The 4,738-nt window shown below is 52.3% G+C and carries 6 protein-coding genes; 4 read left to right on the top strand and 2 right to left on the bottom strand.

Features of this window, described 5'->3' with window-relative positions; genetic code table 11:
- Positions 1–95: 95 nt before the first annotated feature.
- Together sufD and sufC are read right to left on the bottom strand one after the other, a co-directional pair.
- Positions 96–1,376 (bottom strand): Fe-S cluster assembly protein SufD, encoded by a 1,281-nt coding sequence (gene sufD / locus ACOJWD_RS05005; RefSeq protein ID WP_486992126.1) that lies wholly within the window; start codon positions 1,374–1,376, stop codon positions 96–98.
- Positions 1,377–1,387: 11 nt separating this feature from the next.
- Positions 1,388–2,161 (bottom strand): Fe-S cluster assembly ATPase SufC, encoded by a 774-nt coding sequence (gene sufC / locus ACOJWD_RS05000; protein WP_486992125.1) that lies wholly within the window; start codon positions 2,159–2,161, stop codon positions 1,388–1,390.
- A 196-nt stretch (positions 2,162–2,357) separates the two neighbouring features.
- Here sufC and ACOJWD_RS04995 point away from each other — a divergent pair, with 196 nt between their 5' ends.
- The 4 genes from ACOJWD_RS04995 to ACOJWD_RS04980 all read left to right on the top strand — a co-directional run.
- Positions 2,358–2,873, top strand: a complete 516-nt coding sequence (locus ACOJWD_RS04995) for a YqeG family HAD IIIA-type phosphatase (RefSeq protein ID WP_486992124.1) — start codon at positions 2,358–2,360, stop codon at positions 2,871–2,873.
- A 12-nt stretch (positions 2,874–2,885) separates the two neighbouring features.
- Positions 2,886–3,674: a shikimate dehydrogenase family protein gene (locus tag ACOJWD_RS04990; RefSeq protein ID WP_486992123.1), complete on the top strand. Its 789-nt coding sequence runs from the start codon at positions 2,886–2,888 to the stop codon at positions 3,672–3,674.
- Positions 3,665–4,240, top strand: a complete 576-nt coding sequence (locus ACOJWD_RS04985; protein WP_486992122.1) for a prepilin peptidase — start codon at positions 3,665–3,667, stop codon at positions 4,238–4,240. The genes ACOJWD_RS04990 and ACOJWD_RS04985 overlap by 10 nt, the downstream gene beginning before the upstream one ends.
- 27 nt (positions 4,241–4,267) lie before the next feature.
- On the top strand, positions 4,268–4,738 hold a 471-nt coding region (locus ACOJWD_RS04980; RefSeq protein ID WP_486992121.1), incomplete at its 3' end, for a chorismate synthase.

The following is a 4,738-nucleotide window of genomic DNA, read 5'->3' as shown; positions in this document are numbered from 1 at the left end:
TTTGAGAGGTGGCCGCAGAATCGAGATATACCATCCGATGACCATTTATAATACGAGATAGAATGGGAAAGTCACTGGTGACATCCACAAGCGGATTAATCATTGTGGATCTTCCTTTCCACCGCTTCCCAAACCTCATCACGCAGGGCCACGATGGGGATGCTGTCAATCACCGGAGCCAGAAAGCCGTGGACAATCATTCTTTCTGCTTCTTTTTCAGTCAAGCCTCGACTCGTCAGGTAAAACAATGCGGCCTTATCGATGGGCCCAGCACTGGCGGCATGCGAAGCAAACACATCGCGTTCGTTAATAATCAGTGACGGGATAGCATCGGCGCGAGCCTCGTCGGAGAGCATTAAGGTCTGCTCCTTTTGGCGGCCGTCAGAACCACGAGCCCCCGCGTCGATGTGGGTAAGTCCGGTGAAGACACTTTTGGCGCGGCCCTTCATGACGCCTCGGGCGACGATGTCACTTCGAGTGTGCGGAGCACGATGATAGCCTCTGGCGGTGTAGTCCTGATGCTGTCGATGAGCACCAAAAAACACGGTCACACTCTTCGTCGTCGCTCCGGGTTCAGAAAGATATGCCGTGTGGTCACTGACCAAAAATCCGCTCCCAAACTCGCCGATGTTCCAGTCAATTTTCGCGTCTCGGTAGAGATTGGCCGCACGATGAATAAACCCTTCGACATGATTTTCAAAGAGCTGAATCGCTCCATATTGGACGTTTCCGCCATCTTTCACCACGATTTCTGTATGGTCTGCTAAAAGCGTACGCGCACTACTTTGCGCGCTCGTCAGTCTCTCCGTGATCACGACGTGGCTGTTACGGCCACATAGGATAAGATTGCGAGACAACAGGGCACGCAGGTCGGCCGTGGCGTGAACCTGTATCGCCACTTCCACCGGCACATCCACGTTGTCTGGCACGTATAGATAGACTCCATTTTGCCACAAGGCCGCATTAAGAGCGGTTTCCTTGTCTTGCAAATCCGGAATGAGCTGTCCTAAATGCTTATCGATTTCTGGCCCGTGCTCGACGACAGCGTGTCGCATCGGCATTAAAATGACACCCCGCGAAGAAAGAGACTCGGGCAGTTGCACGGCCATCAGTTGATTATCCACCAGATGAATGTAGGCTCCAGTCGATATGACGGTCGCATCGGGCCTTGATGAAGGAAGCGTATCCAGCATCCCAATTTCGTCAAATTCGCGCTTTTCTAATGGAGTTCTTTCCAATCGCGGCCACTCCAAGTCAAAATATTGACGTGCAGCCTCAAGTCGGCGTTGCCTGACGCCTTCCGGATCGTCCTGGTATTGTTGTTGAATAAAAGACTCCAATTCTTCCGCTGATGTCGCGGTCAAAGTGAGGTTCATGAGACGCCTCCTTATGACGGATCCGCAGAGTGCAGTAACTCGGAGCGGACCCAGTCGTAACCTTTTTTATCCAGTTCGAACGCGAGAGATGCATCGCCAGATTTTACAATCCGACCGTCGACCATAATATGCACCACGTCAGGATGCACGTAATCTAAAATCCGCTGATAGTGGGTGATAATGAGAGCACCAAACTCGGGGCCCTTGAGGGAGTTCAGCCCTTTACCCACGACTTTAATGGCATCAATATCTAGGCCGGAATCAATCTCATCCAATACGGCAATGCGGGGTTTAAGCATCAGCATTTGTAAGATTTCGTTGCGCTTCTTCTCACCACCTGAAAATCCTTCATTAAGATAGCGGTTGGCGAACTTGGGGTCCATGTCTAAAAATTTCATGGTGTCGTCTAAACGATCACGAAACTCCTTAAGAGAAATATTGTTGCCTTCGCCGCGATGGGCATTGATGGCAGCACGCAAAAAATTTGCGGTGGTGATCCCAGAAATTTCGCTTGGGTACTGCATTGCTAAGAAGAGTCCCATGCGGGCACGCTGATCCGGTTTCATGGAGAGTACATCTTGACCGTCAAGCATAACCTGGCCAGATGCGACGGTGTAGCGCGGATGCCCCATCAACGTTTGTGCGAGGGAGGTTTTCCCAGTGCCGTTGGGGCCCATGATGGCGTGAATTTCCCCCCCTTTTACGGCCAAGTTAAGCCCTTTCAAAATAGGTTTTTGGTCGATTTCTAGGCGTAGGTCTCTAATTTCTAATTCTGGTCTAGCCATGTGAACCTCCTTAGGACGGAATCCATTTCTGAGTAGTTTACTCAGTATTGCTATCTACAGTGTAACGGTGTCAGATAAAATGTCAACTCACGCTATTGAGCATTCCCGTTTGCGCGTTTTTTCGGTCGACAAAATTCAAAGGGTCTAATAGATCCTGGTATACTGGCACAGAATGGTGTGGGAGGGATAAAGGACGATGATTGAGATCCTACAGCCGCGTCTTTTTGTTCAGTCAATTTATGATATCGACTTGGAACAACTGCGTACCCGAGGCGTCCGAGGACTGATTTTAGACCTCGATAATACCCTGGTAGGGTGGAATCAACCCGCGGCGTCGATTGAACTGGAGCATTGGTTGGCGGACTTGCGCCGGAGCGACTTTAGAATCTGTATTGTATCCAATAATCTGACCGATCGAGTGGACGCCTTTAGTGAACGTATCGGGGTCATGGCAATTGCCAAAGCAGCTAAGCCGCGCCGACGCGCATTTCGGGTGGCTATGCGCCGCATGGGTACGGGCGTTCCCGATACGGCGGTGGTGGGTGATCAAATCTTTACCGATATTTTAGGAGGTAATCGGCTGCAATTGTATACCATTTTGGTGAAACCCATGAATGAACGCGAGTTTTGGACTACGCGCATGGTTCGGAAGGTCGAAAGGGCGATTATGCCGGGACGAGAGCCGGAACAGATGACCCATCGGTCATCATAAAGGGGGAGAACGGTGGAGATTAGGAAGAAGGCATTCTTTGCCGTATTTGGCAATCCCATTGTGCATTCCCTCTCTCCCCACATGCATAACGCTGCATTTCAGGCAGAAAAGATGGAATCCATTTATATTCCAGTGACCTGTTCTGAGCCAGAATTGGTGTCCAAGTTGGATGCTTTTGTGGTGTTGGGGGGATACGGCGTGAATTTAACTCGCCCTCTGAAAGAACGGGTAATTTCCCATCTCGATAGTTCCAGTGACTGGGTGTTAGCTGCAGGCGCTGCAAATACCCTATGGTGGACGGGTAATGGCTGGGCAGGGGAAAATACCGATTGTATGGCGCTCATGGAGCATTTGCAGCCTGCCATTGGCCGGCAACGAGCCCTATTGCTGGGAGCTGGTGGGGTAGCTCGCGCGTCCTATGTGGTTTTACGCCGTTTGGGCTATGACGTCGTGGTGGCAGCGCGCTCGCCTCAGGATATCGAATGGGCCGTGGAGGTCATCTCCTGGGATGAACGGATGCAGTTAAATCAATTGAGTGTAGTGGTGAATGCGACTCCGCTGGGACAAGTGGGGGAGTTGCAAGGAGCCGATTGGCCAGTTCCGCGAGCAGGAGGGGTGGCGGTGGACTGGGTGTATCGTCCCCGAGATACGGTTTTTCTGCAGAAGGCGCGGGATCATCACAGTCGAGTGGTCGACGGGTTGATGCTACTGGTCTCCCAAGCCTCATTTGCCTGGCAACCGTGGTTTCATCGTCACGGACCGTGGAAGGTGATGTGGGATGCGGTTGCACCATGGCACTGAATTTTCTCACCTCTCTTATCATGGCTGCTGTGGTCTATAGCTCGGCTTCGCTGTGGGGAGCAGAAGTGAGCAGGGTAGATGCTCTGAGGGCGGCTGGATTAACGCTTTTGGGAGGACTGGGGCTTAGCCTCTTCGAACCCAGACTGTCACTGTTGTTATTGGTACTCTTGGCCCTTTTGATGGTGGTTGCGGTTGTCGATTCTCGAAATCAGGTAATCCCCAATCGATTAGTCGGGATAGGATTGGTGTGGGCGGTGGTAGAACACCTGGTCACGGGAGCCTGGCGAAGCTCGATAATTGTCGGGTGCGTGATTTTTTTCTTCTATTTACTAATTCACGTGGCGTCTCATGGAGGATTAGGCATGGGGGATGTCAAATTCTCGTTGGTGTTAGCCTTTGGCCTTGGCTATCCGGCGGCTCTTATTAGCATGGTGTCAGGGATTTGGGCTGCGGGGATTTATGCTCTCGTGGTATGGGTGGTTCATCGTAATCGTCGAAAGACCATGGCACTCGGGCCGTTTTTAGCTTTTGGGGGCATAATTGGGATTCTCGATCTATTGCACTAACAGGTGGGAACGAAGAGGAGGCACAGCATGAGTGAATGGCGATTTATCACCGCAGGGGAGTCGCATGGTCCCGGACTGGTCGGTGTGATTGAAGGTGTGCCCGCGGGATTTGCGCTGACCCGTGACATGATTAACGAGGACTTGGGACGTCGGCAAAAGGGTTATGGGCGGGGCGGACGAATGGCTATCGAAAAAGATCAGGTGGAGATTTGGGGAGGCGTGCGCCATGGGAAGACGTTGGGAAGCCCGGTAGCCGTCACCGTGGCCAATCGGGACTACGAAAATTGGCGCGAATCCATGTCGCCTGACCCGGGAGTGCCGGATCGGGTGGTGACCCGCCCTCGTCCGGGTCACGCTGATCTGGTAGGGGGTATTAAATATGGACACCGAGATCTGCGCAATGTGCTCGAGCGCGCCTCGGCTCGCGAGACGACTATGCGAGTGGCGTTGGGAGCGGTTGCGCGGGCATTTCTGAGGTCACTTGGCATTGAAGTCTAT

Source organism: Sulfobacillus sp. TH-112, from assembly GCF_057473405.1.
Note: the sequence above shows the minus strand (reverse complement) of the source record. Positions and strands in the feature narration are given on the sequence as shown.

What these genes read in the sequence shown, in the direction of transcription:
- sufD (WP_486992126.1), bottom strand. Translation starts at nt 1,376, where the DNA reads ATGAACCTCACTTTGACCGCGACATCAGCGGAAGAATTGGAGTCTTTT.
- sufC (WP_486992125.1), bottom strand. Translation starts at nt 2,161, where the DNA reads ATGGCTAGACCAGAATTAGAAATTAGAGACCTACGCCTAGAAATCGAC.
- ACOJWD_RS04995 (WP_486992124.1), top strand. Translation starts at nt 2,358, where the DNA reads ATGATTGAGATCCTACAGCCGCGTCTTTTTGTTCAGTCAATTTATGAT.
- ACOJWD_RS04985 (WP_486992122.1), top strand. Translation starts at nt 3,665, where the DNA reads ATGGCACTGAATTTTCTCACCTCTCTTATCATGGCTGCTGTGGTCTAT.